At 71.0% G+C, this 24,319-nt stretch carries 22 protein-coding genes; 14 read left to right on the top strand and 8 right to left on the bottom strand.

The genetic code is table 11. The features are described 5' to 3' along the window. Positions 1 to 136 precede the first annotated feature (136 nt). Positions 137 to 1,252 (bottom strand): recombinase RecA, encoded by a 1,116-nt coding sequence (gene recA, locus ABD978_RS29900; RefSeq protein ID WP_345362040.1) that lies wholly within the window; start codon positions 1,250 to 1,252, stop codon positions 137 to 139. Positions 1,253 to 1,446: 194 nt separating this feature from the next. Here recA and ABD978_RS29895 point away from each other — a divergent pair, with 194 nt between their 5' ends. From ABD978_RS29895 to ABD978_RS29880, 4 genes are all read left to right on the top strand, one after another. Continuing rightward, positions 1,447 to 2,319, top strand: a complete 873-nt coding sequence (locus ABD978_RS29895) for an ATP-grasp domain-containing protein (protein WP_345362037.1) — start codon at positions 1,447 to 1,449, stop codon at positions 2,317 to 2,319. Positions 2,320 to 2,387: 68 nt separating this feature from the next. Beyond that, positions 2,388 to 2,780, top strand: a complete 393-nt coding sequence (locus tag ABD978_RS29890; protein WP_345362034.1) for a hypothetical protein — start codon at positions 2,388 to 2,390, stop codon at positions 2,778 to 2,780. A 3-nt stretch (positions 2,781 to 2,783) separates the two neighbouring features. Continuing rightward, the gene (locus ABD978_RS29885) at positions 2,784 to 3,989 is read left to right on the top strand and encodes a glutathionylspermidine synthase family protein (protein WP_345362031.1); all 1,206 of its coding nucleotides are present in this window, start codon (positions 2,784 to 2,786) and stop codon (positions 3,987 to 3,989) included. Between the two features lie 49 nt (positions 3,990 to 4,038). After that, positions 4,039 to 4,488, top strand: a complete 450-nt coding sequence (locus ABD978_RS29880; RefSeq protein ID WP_345362028.1) for a DUF350 domain-containing protein — start codon at positions 4,039 to 4,041, stop codon at positions 4,486 to 4,488. Positions 4,489 to 4,514: 26 nt separating this feature from the next. Here the strand turns inward: ABD978_RS29880 and ABD978_RS29875 are convergent, their stop codons facing one another. Together ABD978_RS29875 and ABD978_RS29870 are read right to left on the bottom strand one after the other, a co-directional pair. After that, entirely contained in the window at positions 4,515 to 4,934 is a 420-nt protein-coding gene (locus tag ABD978_RS29875; RefSeq protein WP_345362025.1) for a rhodanese-like domain-containing protein, read from the bottom strand. Continuing rightward, on the bottom strand, positions 4,931 to 5,125 hold the full coding sequence (locus ABD978_RS29870; protein ID WP_345362022.1) for a DUF3046 domain-containing protein: 195 nt from the start codon (positions 5,123 to 5,125) through the stop codon (positions 4,931 to 4,933). Before ABD978_RS29870 ends, ABD978_RS29875 begins: the two co-directional genes overlap by 4 nt. A 68-nt stretch (positions 5,126 to 5,193) precedes the next feature. Between ABD978_RS29870 and ABD978_RS29865 the strand changes: the two genes are divergently transcribed. Further along, positions 5,194 to 9,678, top strand: coding sequence for an ATP-dependent helicase (locus ABD978_RS29865; protein WP_345362019.1), 4,485 nt, complete (start codon positions 5,194 to 5,196; stop codon positions 9,676 to 9,678). Between the two features lie 86 nt (positions 9,679 to 9,764). Beyond that, entirely contained in the window at positions 9,765 to 10,160 is a 396-nt protein-coding gene (locus tag ABD978_RS29860; RefSeq protein WP_345362016.1) for a DUF6193 family natural product biosynthesis protein, read from the top strand. Between the two features lie 338 nt (positions 10,161 to 10,498). Here ABD978_RS29860 and ABD978_RS29855 read toward each other — a convergent pair whose 3' ends face one another. Then, the gene (locus ABD978_RS29855; RefSeq protein ID WP_345362013.1) at positions 10,499 to 12,109 is read right to left on the bottom strand and encodes a serine/threonine-protein kinase; all 1,611 of its coding nucleotides are present in this window, start codon (positions 12,107 to 12,109) and stop codon (positions 10,499 to 10,501) included. A 244-nt stretch (positions 12,110 to 12,353) separates the two neighbouring features. Here ABD978_RS29855 and ABD978_RS29850 point away from each other — a divergent pair, with 244 nt between their 5' ends. Further along, positions 12,354 to 13,121: a hypothetical protein gene (locus tag ABD978_RS29850; RefSeq protein ID WP_345362010.1), complete on the top strand. Its 768-nt coding sequence runs from the start codon at positions 12,354 to 12,356 to the stop codon at positions 13,119 to 13,121. A gap of 212 nt (positions 13,122 to 13,333) precedes the next feature. Here ABD978_RS29850 and ABD978_RS29845 read toward each other — a convergent pair whose 3' ends face one another. From ABD978_RS29845 to ABD978_RS29835, 3 genes are all read right to left on the bottom strand, one after another. Further along, on the bottom strand, positions 13,334 to 13,462 hold the full coding sequence (locus tag ABD978_RS29845; RefSeq protein WP_345362007.1) for a hypothetical protein: 129 nt from the start codon (positions 13,460 to 13,462) through the stop codon (positions 13,334 to 13,336). 30 nt (positions 13,463 to 13,492) lie between these two features. After that, positions 13,493 to 14,086 carry a hypothetical protein gene (locus ABD978_RS29840; RefSeq protein ID WP_345362004.1) on the bottom strand — a complete coding sequence of 198 codons (594 nt, stop codon included), beginning with the start codon at positions 14,084 to 14,086 and terminating at the stop codon, positions 13,493 to 13,495. 346 nt (positions 14,087 to 14,432) lie between these two features. After that, positions 14,433 to 16,166, bottom strand: coding sequence for a protein kinase domain-containing protein (locus ABD978_RS29835; protein WP_345362001.1), 1,734 nt, complete (start codon positions 16,164 to 16,166; stop codon positions 14,433 to 14,435). Positions 16,167 to 16,529: 363 nt separating this feature from the next. On the opposite strand from ABD978_RS29835, the gene ABD978_RS29830 reads away from it, so the two are divergent. Beyond that, positions 16,530 to 16,730 (top strand): hypothetical protein, encoded by a 201-nt coding sequence (locus tag ABD978_RS29830; RefSeq protein WP_345361998.1) that lies wholly within the window; start codon positions 16,530 to 16,532, stop codon positions 16,728 to 16,730. Positions 16,731 to 16,914: 184 nt separating this feature from the next. Here the strand turns inward: ABD978_RS29830 and ABD978_RS29825 are convergent, their stop codons facing one another. Further along, positions 16,915 to 18,105, bottom strand: coding sequence for an ROK family transcriptional regulator (locus ABD978_RS29825; RefSeq protein WP_345361995.1), 1,191 nt, complete (start codon positions 18,103 to 18,105; stop codon positions 16,915 to 16,917). 218 nt (positions 18,106 to 18,323) lie between these two features. Here ABD978_RS29825 and ABD978_RS29820 point away from each other — a divergent pair, with 218 nt between their 5' ends. From ABD978_RS29820 to ABD978_RS29795, 6 genes are all read left to right on the top strand, one after another. Further along, entirely contained in the window at positions 18,324 to 19,610 is a 1,287-nt protein-coding gene (locus ABD978_RS29820; protein WP_345361992.1) for an extracellular solute-binding protein, read from the top strand. Between the two features lie 12 nt (positions 19,611 to 19,622). Next, positions 19,623 to 20,594, top strand: coding sequence for a carbohydrate ABC transporter permease (locus tag ABD978_RS29815; protein WP_345361989.1), 972 nt, complete (start codon positions 19,623 to 19,625; stop codon positions 20,592 to 20,594). Then, positions 20,591 to 21,433 (top strand): carbohydrate ABC transporter permease, encoded by an 843-nt coding sequence (locus tag ABD978_RS29810; RefSeq protein WP_345361986.1) that lies wholly within the window; start codon positions 20,591 to 20,593, stop codon positions 21,431 to 21,433. The genes ABD978_RS29815 and ABD978_RS29810 overlap by 4 nt, the downstream gene beginning before the upstream one ends. Beyond that, a complete protein-coding gene (locus ABD978_RS29805; RefSeq protein ID WP_345361983.1) occupies positions 21,433 to 22,893 on the top strand; it encodes a glycoside hydrolase family 3 protein in 1,461 nt (486 codons plus the stop codon). Before ABD978_RS29810 ends, ABD978_RS29805 begins: the two co-directional genes overlap by 1 nt. Before the next feature lie 104 nt (positions 22,894 to 22,997). Beyond that, on the top strand, positions 22,998 to 23,465 hold the full coding sequence (locus ABD978_RS29800; protein WP_345361980.1) for an RrF2 family transcriptional regulator: 468 nt from the start codon (positions 22,998 to 23,000) through the stop codon (positions 23,463 to 23,465). Between the two features lie 22 nt (positions 23,466 to 23,487). Then, complete coding sequence (locus ABD978_RS29795) at positions 23,488 to 24,282, top strand: DNA-formamidopyrimidine glycosylase family protein (protein WP_345361977.1); 795 nt, start codon at positions 23,488 to 23,490, stop codon at positions 24,280 to 24,282. Positions 24,283 to 24,319: the final 37 nt, after the last annotated feature.

The following is a 24,319-nucleotide window of genomic DNA, read 5'->3' as shown; positions in this document are numbered from 1 at the left end:
GCTCCTGAGCGCGGGCGGCGTCGCCAGGGAAGATCTCCGCGCCGGGTTCGGTCCGGCGCGGCGCGGGACGCCGCCACCCCTCAGGAGCGGTCATGGGTCAGCCCCTCGATCGGTCCCGCCGAAGGGCGACCCGGGATCACACGTCTCCCGGCTTCGGGGTCTTCGCGGCCCGCTTGGCCGGTGCGGCCTTGCCCGCCGCGGCAGCGGCAGCCGGAGGAGCGGCGGGAGCGCTCGCCGGCTCGGCCGGTGCGTCGAGGCGCGGCCCCACGCCGAGCTTCTCCTTGATCTTCTTCTCGATCTCGTCGGCGATGTCCGGGTTCTCCTTGAGGAACCGCCGCGCGTTCTCCTTGCCCTGGCCGAGCTGGTCGTTCTCGTAGGTGTACCAGGCGCCGGACTTGCGCACGAAGCCGTGCTCGACGCCCATGTCGATCAGGCCGCCCTCGCGGCTGATCCCGACGCCGTACAGGATGTCGAAGTCGGCCACCTTGAAGGGCGGGGCCATCTTGTTCTTGACGACCTTGACGCGGGTGCGGTTACCGACCGCGTCCGTGCCGTCCTTCATCGTCTCGATCCGCCGCACGTCGAGCCGCACCGAGGCGTAGAACTTCAGCGCCTTGCCACCGGTGGTCGTCTCGGGCGAGCCGAACATGACGCCGACCTTTTCCCGCAGCTGGTTGATGAAGATCGCTGTGGTCTTGGTCTGGTTGATGGCACCGGTGAGCTTGCGGAGGGCCTGGGACATGAGGCGGGCCTGGAGGCCGACGTGGCTGTCGCCCATCTCGCCCTCGATCTCGGCGCGGGGCACGAGCGCCGCGACGGAGTCGATGACGACGACGTCGATCGCGCCGGAGCGGATCAGCATGTCGGTGATCTCGAGGGCCTGCTCACCCGTGTCGGGCTGGGAGACGAGGAGGGCGTCGATGTCGACGCCGATCTTCTTGGCGTACTCCGGGTCGAGCGCGTGCTCCGCGTCCACGAACGCGGCGATGCCGCCGGCCTTCTGCGCGCTTGCCACGGCGTGCAGGGCGAGGCTCGTCTTACCGGAGGACTCCGGACCGTAGATCTCGACCACGCGGCCACGCGGGAGGCCGCCGATGCCCAGGGCGACGTCGAGGGCGATCGAACCGGTCGGGATCACCTCGACCGGGGGGCGCCCCTCCTGGCCCAGCCGCATGACGGAACCCTTGCCGAACTGCCGCTCGATCTGCGCGAGCGCCGCCTCGAGGGCCTTCTCGCGATCGTTTGCTGCCATGTGAGGTGTCCCTGTGGGGTCGATGCCTGCTGTTGTCGGAAGCGACGTTACGGGGACCCGCCGACAATTTTCGAGGGTCCGGCCCACCACTGTGGACAACGTCGTCGCTTCCTTCACTCTAGCCGAACACGTGTTCGATCATGAACGGACGCGCCGATTCCCCCGGGAAAGACCCGGCGTCTTGCCCTACGCTGATGTCCAGGATCATGCCGGTGACCATCCTCATGTGCGCCGACCCGTTGCACCCCCGGCGGGTCGACGAGCACTTCGCCCGAGAGGCCGAGGCCGTACGCGCGCTCGGCGGGTCGGTCGCGCTCATCGACCATGACGCCCTGCAGCACGGTGACGTCGCCGAGGCCGTACGCCGGGTGCCCGACGGGCTGGGAACGGCCTGGTACCGCGGCTGGATGGCGACGACGGCGCAGTACGCAGCGCTCGCCGCCGCACTGGCCGCCCGCGGCGTCGTCCTCGCCGTTCCGCCGGACGGCTACGAGAAGGCCCATGAGCTGCCCGGCTGGTACGACACGTTCGCGGGCGTCACGCCCGCCAGCGTGTGGCTGCCGCTGTCCCCCGGCGCCACCCCGGCGGCCGACAAGCTGGCCGAGCTCGTACGCCCGCTGCGGTCCGGACCGGCGGTCGTGAAGGACTACGTCAAGTCGCGCAAGCACGAGTGGGACGAGGCCTGTTACATCCCCGACCTCGCCGACGTGGAGCGGCTGCACGCCGTGGTCGCCCGGTTCGTCGAACGCCAGGGCGACCTCCTGGCCGGCGGCGTCGTCATCCGCGAGTACGAGCGGTTCGACGGCGGCGAGGCCCGCGTGTGGTGGGTCGACGGCGAGCCGGTGCTGATGGGCCCCCACCCGGACACGCCGGACCGGTATCCGCGCCCGCAGGCGGACCCGATCGCGCCGTGCGTGCGCGCGCTCGGCTGCCGGTTCATCACGACGGACCTGGCCCGGCGCGAGGACGGGCTCTGGCGGGTGGTCGAGGTCGGCGACGGTCAGGTGAGCGATCTGCCATCAGTGGCCGAACCTGCGGATCTGTACCTCAGCTTCCCGATCAGGTAGTGCTTTCGTCGGGATCTTGGCTCTAGACTTACCGGTCATCACTCCCAACTCCGGAGATCCGACCGCAAATGCCCCCGAAGGACGCCCGCCGGATGATGCGGTCCGGCATCGTGCAACTCAGCGCGGTGAGCCTTCTGTCATTGACCGTCGTCGGTTGCTCCTCGCGGAGTGAGACCGCGTACTGCGTCGACAGCTGGGCACCGGTCGGCAGTTCCTACCGCGTCGTCCCCGACTACTTCTGCGACAACGGCGGATCGTACGGGCGTTACTACTGGTACTACGGTGGCCGGTACCGCAACAACGGCTACGTCTCGGGGGGCTCGTCGGTCCGCCCGAGGCGGGGCACCCGGATCGTCTCGCGCGGCGGCCGGGTGATCTCCAGCGGCAAGAGCCACAGCAGCGGCCATGGCGTCTCGCGGGGCGGGTTCGGTCACCACGGCAGCAGTTCGCGGGGAGGCTGAACGGTGCGGCGCGGGCATTCGGAGCCCCGGGCGCGCTGGGATCAGATCGTCGAGTCGCAGGGGCTGGCCTATCACCGCACCTCGCATCCCGAGCATCTGACCCGGCCGTACTGGGACGAGTCAGTGCACTACACGTTCGAGATGGACGAGGTGCTCGCCCTCGAGGAGACGGTCGAGGAACTGCACCGGATGTGCCTCGCGGCGGTGGAGCACGTCGTGAGCACCCGCCGGTACGCGGTGTTCGGCATCCCGCAGTGGGTGTGGCCGCTGATCGAGGCGTCGTGGCGGCGCCGCGACCCGTACCTCTACGGGCGCTTCGACCTGTGGTACGACGGCTCGGGCCCGGCGAAGCTTCTGGAGTACAACGCCGACACCCCGACCTCGCTGCTGGAGAGCTCGATCATCCAGTGGTACTGGGTGCGCGACACCCACTCCGACGACGACCAGTGGAACTCCATCCACGAGCGGCTCGTCGACCGCTGGAAGGAGATCGCCCCGGCCGTCCGGTCCGGCACGCCCGGAGTGCCCGCCGGTTCGGCCGTGCACTTCGCCTGGACGAACGAGGACGAGACCGGCGAGGAGGTCATGACGATCGCGTACCTGCAGGAGACCGCCGAGCAGGCGGGCATCCCGGGGATCGCGATCGCCATGGAGGACATCGGCTGGCACCACGACCGCGGCCGATTCGTCGACCTCCAGGACCGCGACATCACGGCGTTCTGCAAGCTCTACCCGTGGGAGTGGATCGTCGGCGAGCCGTTCGGGCGGAACGTCCCGCGGGCCGGCTGGGTCGAGCCCATCTGGAAGATGCTCCTGTCCAACAAGGCGCTGCTCGTACTGCTGTGGGAGCTCTACCCCGGCCACCCGAACCTGCTGCCGACCTACCTCGGCACCCCGGGCTCCCTCACCTCGTACGTGCAGAAGCCGCTGCTGGGACGTGAGGGCGCGAGCATGCGGATCGTCACGCCGGACGGCGTGCAGACGGCCACGTCGGGCGAGTACGGCGCCGAGGGCTACGTCTTCCAGGAGTTCTGCCCGCTGCCGGACTTCGAGGGCGAGCACCCCGTGCTCGGCGCCTGGGTGGTCGGCGACGAGGCGGCCGGGCTGGGCATCCGCGAGACGTCCGGGCTGATCACCGACGACACGTCGTCGTTCGTCCCGCACCGCATCCCGGCCGAGCCCGAGGACGGCGGAGTGGGCCCTTCCTGACCGGTTTTCCCCTGGGACTCCCCCGACCTCGCCAAAGGAGAGAAGACAGATGGCCCTGGCGTTCTCACACGACTTCGGCACGGCACTGGGCAAGGGCGCCGGCGCGATCGCCGCGTACACGGCCGTCGGCCTGGTCCTGCTGCTCATCGGCTTCTTCGCCGTCGACGTGACCACGCCGGGACGGCTCACCTCGATCATCCGCCACGGGCGGAACACGAACGCCGCGATGCTGGCCGTCTGCGGCATCGTGGGGGTCGGGCTGGTCGTCGCCTCCTCGATCTACGCCTCCGGCGGCCGGCTGAGCGAGGGGCTGATCGCGACGCTGGTCTGGGGACTCGTGGGCATCGTGGCCCAGCAGATCGGGTTCCTGATCACCCGCGTCCTGCTGCGCGTCGACGTGGCGGCGCTCATGGCCGCCGAGTCCCTGGAACCGTCCGCCGTGCTCCTCGGCGCGACGCAGATCACGATCGGCCTGATCACCGCGGTCGCCGTCATCTGACGACCCGGCGGCCGACCGCGGACCGGCTACCGGCCGTCGTACGGCGCGAGCCGGGGGCGTACGGGCGCCGTGCCGCGGCTCACCGGCAGCCCGGCGGCCCGCCATTCCTGGAACCCGCCGATGACGTCCGTGGCGTTGGCCAGCCCGAGCGCGCGCAGCGACGCGGCGGCCAGCGAGGACGAGTAGCCCTCGTCGCAGATCACGATCCACCGCACGTGATGGTCGGTGGCCTCCGGGATGCGGAAGCCGCCGTGCGGATCGAGCCGCCACTCCAGATGGTTGCGCTCGACGACGATCGCGCCGGGGATGTCGCCGTCGGCCCGCCGCTGGTACTCCGGACGCGTGTCGACGAGGCGGGCGCCCTCGCGCACCGCCTCCGCGGCCTCCAGCGGCTTGAGCCGGACGAGCCGCGTACGCACCTCGGCGAGCAGCCGGTCGACGCTCACCGGAGCCGTTGCGGAACGTCGAAGGTGGCGCAGACGGCCCGCCAGACGTTCTTGGCGTCCTCGCCGTCGGCCAGCGCCTGCTCGACCGTGCGACCGTCGAGTTCGGCCATGACGTAGTCCTTGGCCACGCTCTCGGCGTAGCCCTCGCCGAACTGCTGGTTCATCCGATCCCAGAACACCGTTAGTCGCACGTGCCCCAAGCTACCGCCCGCCGTCGCCGGCGAACGATTCGGTCGGTGGGGGAAGGCACACTGGCAGAATGAACCCCGTCGACCGTTTCTCGGCCCCGACCCGGGCCTGGTTCACCGGGGCCTTCGCGGCGCCCACGACGGCCCAGACGGGTGCCTGGGAGGCGATCGCCCGCGGTGACAACACCCTGGTCGTGGCGCCGACCGGGTCGGGCAAGACCCTCGCCGCGTTCCTGTGGTCGCTGGACCGGCTGGCCTCCACCCCGCCGCCGGAGGATCCGAAGCGGCGCTGCCGGGTGGTGTACGTCTCGCCGCTGAAGGCCCTGGCCGTGGACATCGAGCGCAACCTGCGCGCCCCGCTGACCGGGCTGCGGCAGACGGCGCGGCGGCTGGGACTGGACGAGCCGGACATCGGCGTCGCCGTGCGCTCCGGGGACACCCCGGCCGACGAGCGCCGCCGGTTCGCGACGAAGCCGTCCGACATCCTGATCACGACGCCGGAGTCGCTCTTCCTGATGCTGACGTCGCAGGCGCGCGAGGCGCTGCGCGGCGTGGAGACGGTGATCGTCGACGAGGTGCACGCCGTGGCGGCCACCAAGCGCGGCGCCCACCTGGCGCTGTCCCTGGAGCGGCTGGACGCGCTGCTGGAGCATCCCGCGCAGCGGATCGGGCTGTCGGCGACGGTCCGCCCGGTGACGGAGGTGGCGACCTTCCTCGGCGGAGTACGGCCCGCGACCGTGGTGCAGCCGCCGCACGGGAAAGAGGTCGACCTGCGGATCTCGGTTCCGGTGGAGGACATGACCGAGCTTCCGCCCGACCCGCGCGGCGAGGACGACTCCCCGCTGCGGGGGCGCAACCTCTGGCCGCACGTCGAGGACGCCGTGCTCAACCTGATCGAGGAGCACCGGTCGACGATCGTGTTCGCCAACTCCCGGCGGCTGGCCGAGCGGCTGAGCGGACGGCTCAACGAGCTCTCCTGGGAACGGCAGAACGGCGAGGCGCTGCCGCAGGACTCCTCCCCGGCGGAGATGATGGCGCAGGCGGGGGCCTCGCGCGGCGCGCCCGCCGACGTCGTACGCGCGCACCACGGCTCGGTCTCCAAGGAGGAGCGGGCCGGCATCGAGGAGTCGCTGAAGGCGGGCCGGCTGCCGGCCGTGGTGGCGACCTCCAGCCTGGAGCTGGGCATCGACATGGGCGCGGTGGACCTGGTCGTGCAGGTGGAGTCGCCGCCGTCGGTGGCGGCCGGGCTGCAGCGGATCGGCCGGGCCGGGCACCAGGTCGGGGCCGTCTCCAAGGGCGTGATCTTCCCCAAATACCGGGGCGACCTCGTGCAGACGGCGGTCGTGGCCGAGCGGATGCGCGACGGGCGGATCGAGGAGCTGCGGTATCCGCGCAACCCCCTGGACGTGCTGGCCCAGCAGATCGTCGCGATGACCGCGATGGACGAGTGGCCGGTCGACGAGCTGGAGACCCTCGTACGCCGGGCGGCGCCGTTCGCGACGCTGCCCCGGTCGGTGCTGGAGGCGACCCTCGACATGCTCGCGGGCCGGTACCCCAGCGACGAGTTCGGCGAGCTGCGGCCCCGGCTGGTGTGGGACCGCGTCGCGGGGGTGCTGCGCGGCCGGCCCGGCGGGCAGCGGCTGGCGGTGACCAGCGGCGGCACGATCCCCGACCGCGGCCTGTTCGGCGTCTTCCTCGTCGGCGAGAAGTCCTCACGGGTCGGGGAGCTCGACGAGGAGATGGTGTACGAATCGCGGGTCGGCGACGTGTTCGTGCTGGGCGCGAGCTCGTGGCGGATCGAGGACATCACGCCCGACCGCGTGCTGGTCTCCCCCGCGCCGGGCCATCCGGGGAAGCTGCCGTTCTGGCACGGTGACGCGCCGGGGCGGCCGGCGGAGCTGGGCCGGGCGCTGGGGGCGTTCAGCCGTGAGCTGGCCACGCTCGAGCCGGACCCGGCCCGCGCGCGGTTGGGCGAGGCCGGCCTGGACGACTGGGCGGCGGGCAACCTCGTGGCCTACCTCGCCGAACAGCGGGAGGCCACCGGCTACGTCCCCGACGACCGGACGCTGGTGGTGGAGCGGTTCCGCGACGAGCTCGGCGACTGGCGAGTCGTCGTGCACTCGCCGTTCGGGGCGCGGGTGCACGCGCCGTGGGCCCTCGCCATGGCCGCGCGGCTGCGGGAGCGCTACGGCGTGGAGGCGCAGGCCGCGCACTCCGACGACGGCATCGTGCTGCGGGTGCCCGACACGGGCGCCGAGTTCGACGAGACCGGCGCGGCCCCGCCGGCGGGCGACCTGGCGGTGTTCGACCCCGAGGAGATCGAGCGGATCGTCACCGACGAGCTGGGCAACTCGGCGCTGTTCGCGTCACGGTTCCGGGAGTGCGCGGCGCGGGCGCTGCTGCTGCCCCGCCGGAATCCGGGCCGGCGCATGCCGCTGTGGCAGCAGCGGCAGCGGGCCGCGCAACTGCTGTCGGTGGCGAGCCGCTACCCCTCGTTCCCGATCGTGCTGGAGACGGTGCGCGAATGCCTGCAGGACGTCTTCGACGTGCCGGGGCTCATCGCGCTGATGCGGGAGCTGGCGAGCCGCAAGGCGCGGCTCGTCGAGGTCGAGACGCAGGTGCCGTCGCCGTACGCGCGATCCCTGCTGTTCGGGTACATCGGCGCGTTCATGTACGAGGGCGACGCCCCCCTCGCGGAGCGGCGCGCCCAGGCCCTCGCGCTGGACTCGACGCTGCTCGCCGAGCTGCTGGGCCAGGCGGACCTGCGGGAGCTGCTCGACCCGGAGGTGGTCGCGGAGGCCGACCGCGAGCTGCGGCGGCTGACGCCCGACCGGCACGCCCGCGACCGGGAGGGCACCGCCGACCTGCTGCGCGAGCTCGGGCCGCTGAGCACCGACGAGCTGGTCGAACGCGGCGTCGATCCGCAGTGGCCGGCCGAGCTGGAGGACGCCCGCCGGGCCATCCGGGTGCGGATCGGCGGCGCCGGACGCTGGGCGGCGATCGAGGACGCCGCCCGGCTGCGCGACGCGCTCGGCGTCCCGCTGCCCGTGGGCATCCCGGAGGCGTTCCTGGAGCCGGTCGCCGACCCCCTCGCCGACCTGCTCAGCCGGTACGCCCGTACGCACGGGCCGTTCCACGCGGCCGACGTGGCGGCGCGGTTCGGGCTCGGCGTCGCGGTGGTCACCGACGGGCTGCGGCGGCTGGCCGCGGCCGGCCGGGTCGCCGAGGGCGACTTCACGCCCGGCGAGCGCGGCACGGAATGGTGCGACGCGGGCGTGCTGCGGATGCTGCGCCGCCGGTCCCTCGCCCGGCTGCGAGCCGAGGTGGAGCCGTCGCCACCGGAGGCGCTCGCCCGATTCCTGCCCGCCTGGCATGGCATCACGGCGCGCGGCTCGCTGCGCGGCATCGACGCGCTCGTGCACGCGATCGAGCAGCTGCAGGGCGCGGCGGTGCCCGCCTCCGCCCTGGAGTCGCTGGTCCTGCCCGCGCGCGTGCCCGGCTACTCCCCCACGATGCTCGACGAGCTGACCGCCTCCGGCGAGGTCGTGTGGGTGGGACAGGGCGGGCTGCCGGGCGGCGACGGCTGGGTGTCCCTGTACCTCGCGGACACGGCCCCGCTGCTGATGCCCGGATCCGACGAGATCACGCTGACGCCGCTGCACGAGCGCGTCCTGGAGTCGCTGTCCGACGGCGGCGCGGTGTTCTTCCGCACGCTGTCCGACCGCGTCGGGTCGACGAACGACCAGGAGCTCGTCACCGCCCTGTGGGACCTGGTGTGGGCGGGTCGGCTCACGAACGACACCCTCGCGCCGCTGCGCGCCCGGCTCGGCTCGAGCCGTACGACGCACCGGTCCCGGACGCGGCGGCGGCCGGCCATGCCGTCGCGCACCGGCCCGCCGACCGTCGCGGGCCGCTGGTGGCTGCTGCCCGAGCCGGAGGACGACGCGACGCGGCGCGGGCACGCGCAGGCCGAGACGCTGCTCGACCGGTACGGCGTCGTGATCCGCGGCGCCGTCATGGCCGAGCGGACGCCGGGCGGATTCGCGGCGGTGTACCCGGTGCTGAAGGCGTTCGAGGAGTCCGGGCGGGCCCGGCGGGGCTACTTCGTCGAGGGCCTGGGCGCGGCGCAGTTCGCGCTGCCCGGCGCGGTGGACCGGCTGCGGGCGACGCGTCCCGACGCCGACGCGCCGCACGCGGTGGTGCTCGCCGCGACCGACCCGGCCAACCCGTACGGCGCGGCGCTGCCCTGGCCGGAGCGGTCCGGTGAGGTGGCGAGCGGGCACAAGCCCGGCCGCAAGGCGGGCGCGCTCGTCGTACTGGTCGACGGCCGCCTCACGCTGTACGTCGAGCGCGGCGGCAAGACCCTGCTGTCCTGGGGCGAGGACGACCTGCAGCCCGCCGTGGACGCGCTGGCCCTGGCCGTACGCGAGGGCGCCCTCGGCAAGCTCACCGTCGAACGCGCCGACGGCGAATCGATCGTCGACTCCCCACTCGCGGCCGCCCTGGAGGCCGCCGGCTTCCACCCCACCCCCCGCGGCCTCCGCCTCCGCGCCTGAGCGTCCGCCTGAAAAGCGGAGGGTCGACGGTTCGGCCCCGTCCTACCTGACCCGCTCCGCTGGCGTACGACCAGGGTGAGGAGTTCGTGAAGTTGACCGGCCGGTTAGAGGTGCTGGACCAGAATCCTGCTCTGCTGGCCGAGTCGGAGTGGCAACACCTGTGTAAGGAAGCCGGGGAGGTGAACTGGCCCGAGCACCACGCGCTGATTGAGGCCGCGTACGCCGAGCCACGGCTACGACAGCTCTACCCGTTCACCAGCCATTGGTCGTTGCGGTTCTCCACCGAGACTCGGCCCAACCTCAGCCGTGAGGTCTTGGTGTGCTTGCACCCACGGCACGGCAAGGACTACATCGTCACAGCCGGCTACACGGGACGGATTCTGGGCGGGACCGCCGCAGCCGAGGAGGCGGTTTCGCTGGCCGCGCACCACCTTCCCGCCGGTCTCAGGCCCGTCATGTACGGAGGAGCCGGATCGGCTTAGCTTGATCACTGGCATTCGCTGCCTCCTAGTGGCACTACATGCCAGGGATCAAGGCTGAGACGGCCCTCGAAAGGACACCGCGGGGCTTTCACCGTCGAGTTGGTCGACACGGCAGAACTCGTCCTCGACACCAACGCCCAGGAGGTCATCACCTGCCGGCGCGCCACCGCGCGTATCGAGGCCGATCGCGCGCACTACGAGGAGGCGCTCGACCGACCTCCGGCGACTTCGGCCTGGTCGAGGTCACACCGTGAGCCCTGGATGAGGGCACAGAGTCACCGTCCACCACTAGACGACCAACGAGATCGATCGCTCGTCAGGCGCGCTGGGGCAGCCTGTCAGCGGTGGTTCGGGAGGGATCGGGCGATTTCGCGCGCGGCACCGATCGCCCCGAAGTATGCGGCCGCTGAGCCGCTCGGGTTGGTGACCATCATCTTCACGACAATGTTGCTGACCCGAAACCAGATGACGGCCGAGCCGCTGCCGTCCATGTCTTCGCCGGATTCCGTGGTGACGGCCTTCTCGTCGCCGACCTCCAACTCGCTTCTCAACGGGTCGGCGGCGCGATGCCTGTTCATACTGGAGTGCGCACGGTCTTCCGCCGAGTGCCACCAGGACCGGGTGTACCGGGTGGTGGACAGGACCTGGAGATCGAGGTTCCCATTGGCCAGACTCCACCATTCGCAGTGGTCGCCGACTGCGTGACGTGGCTGCGGAATCGCCTTGTCGAGGGCAGCCGAGGTGATCCCGCCACAGGCCGGAGCTGTGGAGAACCTCCCCTCGCCGATGATGCGCAATGGGTTCCAGGCCACATTCACCACAATGGCGGCCACGCCCACGAACACCACGAGTGCACAGATCGAAGCGATCGTCGATGGCTTCACCGAAGCGTTCGACTTGACTGGACGCGTGCCCGGAACGAACCCGCGGGGAGCGGAGATGGGGGGTTCCGCAATGTTCGGTGCGACTCCCACCCTGTGGAGACCCTCTGGCGGACGTCCGCCGGAGTGAGCGGCCTGTACCGGCACCGGGCCGTAAGGCCTCTCCGATGCCTCGTACGTTTCGGGGTGTCGCCAGGACGCAGGGTTCAACGTGGTGAGCTCCCCCAGCGTCCGGCCTGCGGCGTCGCTCGCTTCGGTCACCGCTCGCAGTCGCTGCCGTGTCACTTCGGCGCTCAGCCGTTCGGCCGGCTCCTTGATCAGGAGGCCCTTCAGGACCGGCGCGAGGGGGCCGGCCTGAGTCGGCGGCTCAGGTTCCTCTGTGAGGACCATGCCGATCAGGGCGGGGATCTCATCGGCGCTGTAGGCACGCCTGCCCTCGACGGCGAAGTAGAGCACGGCGCCAAGCGACCACAGGTCCGACTCGGGACCGACCGGGCGTCCCCGTAGGCGTTCCGGTGCTATGTATCCCGGAGATCCGATCAGCGCCCCGGTCTGGGTCAGCGCGGTCGCGCCTGCCATCGCCGCGATGCCGAAGTCGGTCAGGACGATGCGATCGTCATCGCCGACCAACACGTTTCTGGGTGTGACGTCCCGGTGCAGGATTCCCGCAGCGTGGGCGGTGTCCAGCGCGTCGAGCATCTGCAGGCCGATCGCCGCGACCCGGTCCGGGAAAAGCGGGCCGTGTTCGTTGACCAATTGGTCGAGGGACCTGCCCGGTACGAGCCGCATGACGATCCACGGCAGGTCATTCTCGGTGACCACGTCGTACACATTGATGATCGCCGGGTGATCGAGATGCGCGGCGGCCTTGGCCTCACGAACGAATCGCGCAAGCATGCCTGCACGGGTTGCGTCATCCAGACCGCTGGGGAGCAGAATCTCCTTCACTGCGACGTCACGCTCGAGGTACTCGTCCCGGGCGCGCCAGACGATCCCCATTCCGCCGCGGCCGAGCGAGTCCAGCAGCCGGTAACGCCCTGCGATGATTCGTTCTGCGGAACTTGGCATGGCGGGACGATATCGCTCAGGCATCACTCGGCTCGACGCATCAGCCAGAACCGTCGAACCACAGGAGAAATGCCGGTCGCGTCGATGCGGCAGCGTTTCCGAAGGGAATCGCCATGCCCCCGGACGCCTTCCGCCACGTCGACCGCCTCCGCGCCTGAATCCGGTTGCCGAGGTACAGAGCAACGTGTGAACCGCCGTGAGGTGACGCGCATCCAACCTTGACCCGCACAATCGAAGGAGCCGCATGCCGTCATCGGGATTGAGCGTCGAGCGACAGGACGAGATTCTCCAGGAGATCGGAGAACTGTTGGCCGGCGCACTGCGGCCTGGCTGGTCACGGGCGACCTTCACCTGGACCGGGATCGTCGGCGGCGGTGTCCTGTCCTCGCTCACGGTGCTGGACGAGGAGGGGCGCAGTAGGACTGACACTATCCCCCGTGGGATGAACAAACTGTGCGGCCGGTTGAAGGACGGGATGTACCGGCCGGGCGCCGGCACGTGGCTCACCATGACCTACACCCTGTCCGCGGACGGCGGTCACACGGCGGACTACGACTACAACGGCGAACCGGAGTTGGGCGGGTTCGAACCCGGGCAGTACGCCAAGGAGGTCGCCGCCTTCCCTCGTGACCCCGAGCACACGCCGGACTGGCTCTCGGCGGCCCTCGAGCGGGTACCCAACTTCTACGCCGCCGTCTATGCCGAGCCCGGTGAGCAGTACGAGATTGAGATCGGTCCGCACCTCGGCGAGGTGGCACGGGCGTTCGATCACGGAGGATGGACCGTCGGGCCGGGGGAGTACCGGAACGAGTTCGAGTTCACCACGGAGTGGGCGAGTCTGCGGACGCTGTCCCAGTACGGGCTGGTGCGCCTGGCGGGAAAGGTCGACCCCGATCGATGGGATGACCTGATCGCCTTCCTCACCGGGCAAGGCTGGAACTTCGGCGCCTCCCTCTACGAGGGCGAGAAGATCGTCGCCAACGTTGACCCGGCCCGCCCACCGGCGGTCTGACCGGAGGCGGCACGCCCGGCGACCGCTTCAGACCTCGGCAGCGATCACTGAGGGGAGATCGGCGAAGCGTGCCTTGGAATCGCGGGCGGATCGGTTTAGCTTGATCACTGGCCGTCGCTGTCTCCTAGTGGCACTGGATGCCAGGGATCAAGGCTGAGAGGTCGCCTGGTCCACGCCCGCGATCGACGCGGCGAGGCTTTGGAGCCGGCCCGTCAGTGGCAGTGGGTCCAGCCGCTGGTCCAGGCGCCCGTCGGGGAGGAGCCGCCCCAGCGGACGCACTTGTCCTTGGCGGGCAGGCGTACCGGACCGGGCAGGCCGCCGGTCTCGGCCGGAGGCTCCATGGGCGCGTGTCCGGCCGGCCGGGGATACGCCTAGTGGATGATCTGGCCTGCGGTCGTCCAGTCCGTGGTGATGGCCTTCTGCGCGGCGGCCAGTGTCACTGTGCCGGCGCATACGGCTTTGTACAGCTTGAACTCGATGTCGTCCTTGGGATTCGGTGACGCGCCGGGTTCAGGCCACAGGTTCTGTGGGTCGCGTGGTGCGCCGCCGAGGCTCAGCGGAATGAAGTGGTCCTCTTCGTAGGAGCGCGGACTGGTGTCGGTGTAGCCGTACTCGCGAATCTGCTGCCGCTTCAGCGCGTCGGTATAGGCGACGGGTGGGCGGATCGTCTTCGTGTAGCCGGAGATACAGATCGTGTGGTGAATGTTCGCTTGGGTCACGGCGGGGTTGAAGGCGCCAGGGGTGCAGTGCGGGTCCGGATGGGTGGTGGCCGGGTCAAGGCTGGAGGCGTGACAAGACCCGGGCGCGAGGGTGCTGGTCGGCTCCGGAGCGGCGGTGTCCGTTGGTCTCCCCGCGGATCGCGAGGAGCCGGCCTTGTCGCGATGCGATGAGACCTGCGAGGCGGTGGAGTTACAGCCGGCCAGCAGCAGACACGCAGCAATGGCGGCCGTGATGGAGCGAAGCATGAGGGGACCTCCCAAATCGGGGGAAATCCATCATGCGACCAGATAGATGATCGATTCGGAGAAATAACTGGAATCAGACATGTCCGTGGAGCATGTCCATCGAACGGAAAGTACGGTCGACGGCAACGGTGCCGGCAACGGCGGCCCCGCCTACCTCAGTGGACGAGCTACGAGCAGGGGTGTCCGTTTTCCTGGTTAACGGAAGCCTGAGCAGGCTGCCAACGATCCGGGCACGTACCGGATGCTCGGGAAAGGCTCCGCCCGCGGTGGTGACATGCGGACTTTTGCCCTCGTCCTGGGCTGCGGTCGCCGAGCATTCGGTACGCCGTGGGCGGCGGAGGGACGGTCAGTGGCAGTGGGTCCAGCCGCTGGTCCAGGCGCCCGTCGGGGAGGAGCCGCCCCAGCGGACGCACTTGTCCTTGGCTGGCAGGCGTACCGGCCCGGCGAAGAACGGGTTGCTCGCCGACCTGGTGCCCTGGCCGCCGTCCTTGACCGCCAAGGTCGCGGTCATGCGAGGCTTGTCGCCATTCGACTTGGGGACCATCGTGACGACGCAGTTCGCGCCGCTGGCGTCGTTGTAGAGCAGATGGACGGTCGCCCCACCGAGCCCATGGCTCTCGATCTGGTGGAAGCCGGGGCCGCACAGCCGCTCGGGGGTGTACGGGTTGGCCCGCATGGTCTTCTTCGGCGTCGGCGAGTGCGACGGCGTCTTCTTGTGCGTGGGCCGGTGCGTCGGCGTGTGCGACTTCTTGGCCTTGTGCTTCTTGACGCTGGGGCTGGGCTCGGCGGCGTTCTGGCCGTCCCCGCCGTTGTTCATCGCCGCGTACACGGCGCCGCCGCCGGCCAGCAGGATGACGCCGGCGACGACCGCGGCGACGATGCCGCCCGTGCCGCCTCTCCTCGGCGCCGGCTCCCGGCCGTACGCGGGCGCGGGCGGCGTCACGGGCGGGAGGTTGTACGTGCCGCCGTCGGACGGCTGGTAGCCACCTGCGGAGCCCGCACCGTACGGCGGCATCCCCCGGGTGGACGACGTGGGCGGGCCGGCGGCGGGCATCCGCATCGTGCCGGCGCCCTGCGGACCGGCCGGGGGCAGCACCTGCGTCCCGCCGCCCTGCGGGCCTCCCGGCGGGAGCACCTCGGTACCGCCTCCGGGCCTGCCGCCCGGCGGCAGCACCTCCGTCGCACCGCCCGTCGCGCCGGCCGGCGGGAAGGCGCCCCCGCCGGGCATCGGCACTCCGGGCCCGCCGGAGAGGTCGAGGAGGCCGGTGGCGCCCTGCTGGCCCATCAGCGCGTCCATGAGCTGCCGGGCGGTCGGGCGCCGCGCCGGGTCCTTGGCGAGGCAGGCGGCGACGATCTGCCGCAGCCGTCCGTCCAGGGCCCCGAGGTCGGGCTCGTCGTGGAGGATGCTGTGGATCACCGTGGGGATGGACTTGTTGCCGAACGGCGGCTTGCCCGAGGCGGCGCACGCGATCGTGACGCCCCACGCGAACATGTCGGTCGCCGGGCCGACGCGCCCCTCGGTCAGCTGCTCGGGCGCCATGAAGGCGGGCGTGCCGACGACCTGGCTGGCGGCGGTCGTCCCGGTCGCGTCGAGGGCACGGGCGATGCCGAAGTCGATCACCACGGGGCCGTCCGGGCCCATGAGGACGTTGCCGGGCTTGAAATCCCGGTGGACCACGCCGGCCTGGTGGATGGCCGCGAGGGCGGTGGCGGTGTTGATGGCCAGCCGGTCGAGGGCGGCGCCCTGGCGGGGCCCCTCCTCCCGGAGCTGCTGCTGCAGCGAAGGACCCGGAACGTACTCGCTGACGATGTACGGGCGGTCGTCGGCCATGCCGACGTGCAGGACCTGAGCGGTGCAGAAACGGGCGACCCGCTTGGTGACCTCGACCTCGCGGACGAAGCGGGTGCGGGCCCCGGAGTCCTCCATCAGCTGGGCCTGCAGGACCTTGATCGCGACGGACTCGCTGGCGCCACGGCCGAGGTAGACGATGCCCTGGCCGCCCTCACCGAGCCGCCCGACGACCTCGTACGCCCCCAGCCGCCGGGGATCCCCGTTCGTAAGCGGCTGGACATTCGGCACGGCGGGCCTCCCGATAGATCAACACAGTCGCCGCAGAACCTATCAATGCGGCCGGAACGATCCGTACACGACGGCGGAGAACGTACGTCTGCCTACATTGCGTAATCGGCGCGTCGCCGGCCGGCTCGGAGGGTGAGGCGGCACTTCGGGGACGCCATCAGCACATCCCTCAGCGACCCGGCCGGTTCTTCGTGCGCTCGGTCGATGCGAGTGGCGACGGCAGTCACGGCGCGGCCGAACCGGTTGCGTCGTGGCGCCCCCTGGGACGGTCTGAACTGCGACCTCCGTGGGTCGTGTCACTAAGGAGAAGGAGCACGCTCCCGTACGCAGGAGTCGTGTTCCCCAACGGAGAGGAACACCCTGATGTCGAACCAGGACGAAATCCAGGCGCACCGCGACGCGGGTAACGCGGCCCGGAAGCGGCACGCCGCAGCGGCCGGGGACGCACTGCTCGCGACCTTCTCGGGGGACGCTGCCGCTCTCGAAGCAGCCCGGCAGAAGTCCATCGCGGCCGAGGGGGACTACAACCGCCACGCGGCGGAGATCGAGCGCCTGGGTGGCTGAGCTCAACCGCCTCGCGAGGGCCTGAACACCGAGCCGGCCGGGTCGCCCTGCGACCCGGCCGGCTTCTCGCGTGCTCGGTCAGGCGGGACGGCCACGAGGTGCCGGTCCGGCTCGGCAGCCGATGGGAAGGCGGGAGCCCGGCCGTGCCCGTTCCCGTACACGTCCCGCCCGGCGGCGCCGCCGCTCAGGCGGGCGGGGCGGAGAACACGTCGTCGCGGGCGCGGTCGACGGCGGCGAGCAGCGCGCCGCGCAGGACGGGGTTCCCCTCCACCTGGGTGAGGGCGACCCGGGGACGCGTCGGGCAGATCCGCCCGACGGCCTCCTCGACGAGCCCGGCGAGCCGCTCCCCGCCGGCCCGCCCGACGTCTCCGGCGATCACGACGAGTCCGGGGTCCAGCACGATCGTCACGGACGCGACGCCGTACGCCAGGCGCGCGGCGAACTCGCGCATGAACGGCTCGCCGTCCTCCCCCGCCTCGGCCGCCGTCCGCACGCACTCGGTCGCGGTCGAGGCGGCGAAGCCGTACCGGCCGGCGAGCTCGCGGATCGCGTCGGCGCCGACGAGCGCGCCGAGACCGCCGCCGAGTGCCGGCATGCCCCAGGTCACCGACTCGGTGTCCTCGTCGGGCAGCGGCATGCCCGGCACGGGAAGGTAGCCGATCTCCCCGGCGCCGCCGGAGACGCCGCGGTGCAGGCGGCCGCCGAGCATGACGGCGAGCCCGACGCCGCGGGTCGCCCACAGCAGGGCGAAGTCGCCGACGTCCCGGGCCGCGCCGTCGGCCCGCTCTGCGAGCGCGGCGAGGTTCACGTCGTTCTCGATCGTGACCTCGAGCCGCAGGTCACGGCGGAGCGCCTGGAGGATGCCCGCGTGCCAGTGCGGCAGGTCGTAGATGAACTGCACGTCCCCGGTGCGCGGGTCGATGACGCCGGGGGTGCCGAGGACGAGCGCGTGCAGTTTGGCGAGCGGGATCCGGGCCGAGCGGCAGGCCTTCACGACGGCGTCGTGGATGACGGAGACCGGGTCGTCCGCGCCGTTCGGGTCGACGGTCACCTCGGCGGCGATCTCGCCGGTGATGTCGGCGACGCCTGCCGTCACGCGGTTGGGGCCGACCTCGAGGCCGGCGACGTACGCGCTGGAGGGGACGACGGCGTACAGGGCGGCGTTGGGCCCTCGGCCGCCGGCCTGCTCGCCGACGACGGACACGAGGCCGCGCTCCTGCAACCGGGAGAGCAGCTGAGACGCGGTGACCTTGGACAGGCCCGTGTGCTGCCCGATCTGCGCCCGGGTGAGCGGGCCCGAGCTCACGAGGAGATCCAGGGCGGATCGGTCGTTGAGCTCGCGCAGCAGCCTCGGTGTCCCCGGGCGACTCGGCATCTCCGGCCCCATTCCGTATCGATTTGGTGACGGCCTATTGCTTAGGAAAGTTTCTTGTTAGTTTAGCAGCCAAGCAACCCGTTACCCCAAGTTTAGGCATGAGCCGCTACAGCGCCGGCTGTAGGAGCGCTTCACCACCAGCGCATACGACACACCGCACGGTACGGACCCCGTGCGGCGACGTACGCACCGGTGGCGTGACCGAAGGGAGTTCCATTATGCGGTTCACCAAGGCCGCCGCCACAGCCGCCGTCCTCACGGTCGCCGTCGCGGGCTGCGGCGGGAACGACAAGAAGGACGATTCGGCCGGAGGCAAGGACCCGGCGAAGATCGTCGTCTGGCAGATGGGCGACGGCAGCCCCGAGCAGACGAAGTTCCTCGACGGCGTCAAGGCCGAGTTCCAGCAGAAGCACCCGAAGACCGACGTCCAGGTGCAGTACATCCCCTGGCCGCAGGCCACCCAGAAGTTCCAGACGGCGATCGCCGGCGGCTCCGGCCCCGACGTGACCGAGGTCGGCAACACCGACGTGCAGTCCTGGGTCGAGCAGGGGGCCTTCGCCGACATCAGCGACAAGCTGAAGGGCTGGACCGAGGGCAAGGACCTCAACAAGGGCGCCCTCGCCAACGACCAGGCGGACGGCAAGACGTACGCCGCTCCCTGGTACGGCGGCGTCCGGGCCGTCTGGTACCACAAGGACTGGTTCAAGGCGCTGGGCATCCAGCCTCCGACGTCCTGGGCCGGCCTCGTGGACGCGGCCAAGAAGATCCAGGACAAGAAGGGCGTGCCGGGCATCGCCGCGCCGAGCGACTGGACGAACGGCATCCTCAGCTTCGTCTGGGCCAACGGCGGCGACGTCGCCGCCAAGCAGGGCGGCAAGTGGACGGGCACGCTCTCGCAGCCCCAGGCCAAGGAGGCCGTCCAGTTCTACGCGGGCCTCGTCAGCAAGGACAAGGTCGCCCCGGACAAGTACGTCGGCAAGAACGAGCTGCAGGGCCCCCAGCAGGACTTCGCGCTCGGCAAGGTCGGCATGTACATGGACGGCAGCTGGGCCCTCCCGCAGCTGCAGAAGATCAACGCCAAGGACTCCGCGAACTGGGGCGTCTTCCCGATCCCGGGCAAGGACAGCGGCCTCGCGCCGGTCTTCTCCGGCGGCTCGGACCTGGCGGTCTGGAAGGACAGCAAGTACAAGGACGTCGCGTTCGACTACCTGACCGTGCTGGACAGCAAGAAGAACGCGCAGGCCTTCGCCTCCACGCTGAAGTTCCTGCCGCAGTTCACCGACGTCCTGCAGAGCGCGACGTACAAGAACGACCCGATCATGGGTCCCTTCGCGCAGGCCGCCGCCAGCGGCGTGCGGTTCACGCCCACGAGCAAGGGCTGGGCCGACTACGAGGGCGCCAAGAAGGTGCTGCCGAACGCGGTCAAGGCCATCATGCAGGGCAAGTCTCCCGACGAAGAGCTGCAGAAGGCCGACGAGCAGGCCGGTTCCCTGCTCAACCAGTAAGGGACCGCCTCCATGCTCGACACCGCTCAGCCGGTGCGGCGGACGCCGGGCCGGGACACCACCCGCCCGGCCCGGCGTCTTCGCCGCCCACGTTCCGGGCCGTACCTGCTCATCCTGCCGGCGCTCCTGGTCATCGGCGTGCTGCTGATCTGGCCCGTCGTCCAGATCGGCCGGATGTCGTTCGAGAAGGTCGGCGTGCGGCAGCTCCGCGGGGAGCCGGCCGAGAACGTCGGTCTCGCCAACTACCGGCAGATCCTTGGCGACGGGTTCTTCTGGACCACGTTCCGCCACACGGTTCTGTTCGCGGTCGTCGCGGTCACCGCGACCCTGCTGATCGGGACGCTCGTCGGCCTGCTGATCAACCGGCTCGGCAGGAAGATGTCGGCCTTCGTGGCGGGCGGCGTGATGATCGCGTGGGCGACGCCGCCGATCACCGCCGCGATCATCTTCTCCTGGCTGTTCGGCACCACCGGCGGCCTGGTCAACTGGTTCCTCGACCTCCTGCCGAACGCGCTGGTGGGCTCGGGCTGGACGAACTACAACTGGTTCGCCACGCCGCTGCCGACGTACACCGTCCTGACGATCTGCGTCGTGTGGATGTCGTTCCCGTTCGTCGCGGTCTCGGTGCTCGCCGGGCTGCGGACGGTGCCGAGTGAGCTGTACGAAGCGGCCCGCGTCGACGGCACCAATCCATGGCAGAACTTCTGGAAGATCACCTTTCCGCTGCTTCGACCGATCTTCGGCGTCCTGCTGGCGCTCTCGGTGATCTGGGACTTCCGCGTGTTCACCCAGCTGTTCGTCATGTCGGGCCTGGCCAACCGCGACTCGTTCAACCTGTCGCTGTACGGCTATTCGGAGGCGTTCGGCTCGCTCAACGCCAGGTACGGCCTCGGCTCGGCGATCGCCGTGGTCCTCACCCTGATCGTTCTGCTCGTCACCGCGATGTACGCGCGGATGGTCATCCGTCAGGAGGGAGCGGCATGAGAGCTCCGCTGTGGCGTCGTATCACGCTCAACGCCGCCGGCATCGGCGTGTTCCTCATCTCGGCCTTCCCCGTGTTCTGGATGGTCTCCACGGCGTTCAAACCGAACGGGGAGATCTTCAGCGCCACGCCGCACCCGCTGCCGGAGCACCCGACCCTGGGGCACTTCCGCTTCGTCGTGGACGGCGGCGTCGCCGGGGTCTCCTTCTGGCACTACTTGGCGAACAGCGCGATCCTGGCGATCTCGACCGTGCTGATCTCCGGGCTGCTCGCGCTCCTGGCGGCGACGGCCGTGGCGCGGTTCCGGTTCCGGTTCCGCACGACCTTCCTGATCATGCTGCTCATCGTGCAGATGGTCCCGTGCGAGGCGCTGGTCATCCCGCTGTTCGTCGATCTGAAGCGGATGGACATGCTGAACAGCCTGGTCGGCCTGACCGCCGTGTACGTCGGGTTCGCGCTGCCGTTCGGCATCTGGATGCTGCGCGGATTCGTCGCGGCCGTGCCCAAGGAGCTGGAGGAGGCGGCGGCGCTCGACGGCGCCGGACACCTGCGGATCTTCTTCCGGGTCCTGCTCCCCCTCGTGGCGCCCGGCCTCGTGGCGACGAGCGTCTTCTCCTTCATCACCGCCTGGAACGAATTCCCGTTCGCCTACACATTCCTCAAGGACCAGGACAAGGCCACCTTGCCCATCATGTTGCAGTTCTTCTTCGGCCGTTCCGGAAACGATTGGGGCCCGATCATGGCGGCGTCCACGCTGCTCACCCTCCCCGTCATCGCGTTCTTCCTCATCGTGCAGCGCCGGATGGTGTCCGGCCTGGTGGCAGGGGCGGTGAAGGGTTGATGAGCGACCCGTCTCTCGAGCGCCTCGCGAACGCCACGCTGCTCGCCCCCTTCCCCGGTGCCACTCCGCCGCGCTGGGTCCTGGAGGGCCTGGAGCGGGGCATGAGCGGAGTGACGCTCTTCGCCATCAACGGCAACGTGCCGGGCACCGCCGGGCTGGCCGGGCTCACCGGGGAGTTGCGGCGGTACGCCGATCCGCTGATCTCCATCGACGAGGAGGGCGGCGACGTCACGCGGCTCGCCCATGACACCGGCAGCCCGTACCCGGGCAGCGCGGCGCTCGGCGCCCTCGACGATCCCGCCGTCACCCGGCGGGTGTACCGCTCGCTCGGCGCCGAACTGCGGGAGGTGGGAGTCAACCTCGACTTCGCCCCGTCCGCGGACGTCAACACCGCCGATGACAATCCGATCATCGGAACCCGGGCGTTCGGCTCCGACCCCGAGACCGTCGCGCGGCACGTCGCCGCGGCGGTCGCCGGGTTGCAGGAGGCCGGGGTCGCCGCGTGCGCCAAGCACTTCCCCGGCCACGGCGCGACCTCCCAGGACTCCCACCTGGAGATCCCGACGGTGGACGCCGACCTGCCGCTGCTGGAACGGCGCGAGCTCGTCCCGTTCCGTGCCGCCATCCAGGCGGGGGTCGCCTCCGTCATGACCGGCCACCTCCGCGTTCCGGCCCTCACCGGCGACGCTCCCGCGACCCTCTCGCACGCCGCGGTCACCGGGCTGCTGCGCGGTGCCCTCGGGTACACGGGGCCGGTCGTCACCGACGCGCTGGACATGCGCGCCGCCAGCGACGCGATCGGCATCCCCGAGGCGTCCGTCCGCGCCCTCCTGGCGGGTTCGGATCTGCTGTGCCTGGGCTCGAAGGAGTTCGAGGACAGCGTGCGCGCCATCCGCGAGCACATCGTCGAGGCCGTACGCCAGGGGCGGCTGCCCGGCGAGCGGCTCGAGGAGGCCGCGGAGCGGGTCGCCGGGCTCAAGGCGTGGCTCGCCACCGCCGGCAGCGCGGAGGTCGACCGCGCGGTGGGGCTGGAGGCCGCCCGCCGGGCCGTCCGGGTCACCGGTACGCCCTCGGTCTCCTCCGACCCCGTCGTCGTCGAGATCCAGGCTCCGTCGAACATCGCGGTCGGGCCGGTCCCCTGGGGTTTCGGCCCCTGGGTGCCGGGCGTGGTGCGCGTGGAGGCCGCCGACGCCGACGCCCGGGACCTTTTGGAACGTGCCCACGGGCGCTCGCTCGTCATCGTCGTCCGGGACGCGCACCGGTACCCCGGGCATCGCGGCCTGGTGACGGCGCTGCTGGCCGCCCGTCCGGACGCCGTCCTGGTCGAGATGGGGGTTCCGGTCTGGCGGCCGGAAGGAGCCGCGTACGTCGCCACGTACGGCGCCACGCGCGCCAACGCCCGGGCCGCGGCGGAGGTGATCGGTCTTCTGGAGCCGGTGTCCGGTGACGCTCTGGCGTAGGGATCGGCCCGAAACAGGGCGGATGGCGGGAAAAAACCCGAACACCGATCGGAAAACGGGGACGCTTGGCGTGATCAGTTCCGTCGAGGCGGGATAATCGGAACATGCGATTGTCCGCCCGGGTCGATTACGCGCTCCGCGCGTCCGCCGAGCTAGCCGTCGGCGGCGAACGCCCCGTGACGGCCGTCCAGCTGGCTGAGGCGCAACAGATTCCCCCGAAGTTCCTGGAGAACATCCTCAGCCAGCTGCGCCGTTCGGGTCTCGTCCGCAGCCAGCGCGGGCCGGAGGGCGGCTACTGGCTCGCCCGCCCGGCGAATCAGATCTCGCTGGCCGACATCATCCGGGCCATCGACGGCCCGCTCGTCGGCGTACGTGGGGAACGGCCGGAGCACCTGGGGTACGAAGGACCGGCACGCGCGCTGCAGACCGTGTGGATCGCCCTGCGGGCGAGCGAGCGGGCCATCCTCGAACAGGTGACCCTCGCCGACGTCGCCTCCGGCGAGCTGCCCCCCGCGGTCAACAAGCTGACCGAGGACCCGGCCGCCTGGGACTCCCCCGCCTTCCGGCCCTGAGGTCGCCGGGTCGGGGGACGCCATGCCGGAGGGAGACGTCGTCTGGGCGGCCGCGAGGCGGCTGCACGCGGCGCTCGCCGGACGGGTGCTCACGCGCAGCGACTTCCGGGTGCCGCGCTACGCCACCACCGACCTGACCGGTCGTTCGGTCATCGAGGCGGTCTCCCGCGGGAAGCACCTGCTCATCCGGGTCGAGGGCGACGTCACCGTGCACACGCACCTGCGCATGGAGGGGACCTGGCGGATCCGGCGGGCCGGCCCGCCGCCCCCGCGCGACCACCGCCTGCGGCTGGTCCTGGCCAACGCCGAGTGGCAGGCGCTCGGGTACTCCCTCGGCGTGGTGGAGGTCGTGCGCACCTCGCGGGAGGATCGCGTCGTCGGCCACCTGGGACCTGACCTGCTCGGCCCGGACTGGGACCTGGCCGAGGCGGTGCGCCGCCTCCGGGAGCGCCCGGAGCGGGCGATCGGCGAGGCGCTGCTCGACCAGACCCGGCTCGCCGGCATCGGCAACCTCTACAAGGCGGAGGTGCTGTTCCTGCGGGGCGTCGACCCGTGGTGCCCCGTCGGCGCGGTGCCCGACCTGGAGGCCCTCGTCGAGCTCGCCCGCCGGCTGCTGGACGCCAACAAGGATCATCAGGACCAGATCACCACGGGCGAACGCCGGCCGGGCGCGCAGAACTGGGTGTACGGACGCGCCGGCCGCCCCTGCCGGCGCTGCCGCACGACCATCCGGCGGGCGGACCAGGGCGACCGGCCCGAGGAGCGGATCACGTTCTGGTGCCCCTTCTGCCAGCCGCCGCACGAGCCGGCGTCCTGAGCAGAACATGGCAGCGGAGCTCCTCCTCCGCCACGTC

The organism is Actinoallomurus liliacearum (assembly GCF_039542035.1).
GTDB lineage: Bacteria > Actinomycetota > Actinomycetes > Streptosporangiales > Streptosporangiaceae > Actinoallomurus > Actinoallomurus liliacearum.
Note: the sequence above shows the minus strand (reverse complement) of the source record. Positions and strands in the feature narration are given on the sequence as shown.